The organism is Enterococcus cecorum (genome assembly GCF_052119425.1).
GTDB lineage: Bacteria > Bacillota > Bacilli > Lactobacillales > Enterococcaceae > Enterococcus_E > Enterococcus_E cecorum_C.
The window spans coordinates 1-309 of sequence record NZ_JBQKFH010000128.1 but is presented as its reverse complement, the minus strand read 5'-3'; the positions used below and the strand labels follow the sequence as shown (position 1 = coordinate 309).

Here is a 309-nt window from a genome sequence, read left to right as displayed (position 1 = left end):
GATTCACTGGCTTACCTCATTCAGTCACAATTCGCTTTAGACCCTTTTTCAAAATCCGTCTTTCTTTTTTGTGGTGGAAAAAGTGATCGATTTAAAGCCCTCTACTGGGATAGTGAAGGCTTCTGGTTGCTTTATAAACGTTTTGAAAATGGACAATTAACTTGGCCAAGAAATACTACGGAAGTTCAGGCTTTAACGCCTGAACAAGTCGAATGGTTAATGAAAGGATTTTCTATTACACCGAAAATTTTAGAGAGTCAAAGTCGTCATTTCTATTGAAATGTCGGCTTTTTTTCGCGTATAATAAAG

At 36.9% G+C, this 309-nt stretch carries 1 protein-coding gene; it reads left to right on the top strand.

Features of this window, described 5'->3' with window-relative positions:
• Positions 1–279 (top strand): IS66 family insertion sequence element accessory protein TnpB (gene tnpB / locus ACTQZM_RS12135; RefSeq protein ID WP_441653910.1); only part of this gene is annotated, 279 nt, incomplete at its 5' end.
• Between the last annotated feature and the right edge of the window lie 30 nt (positions 280–309).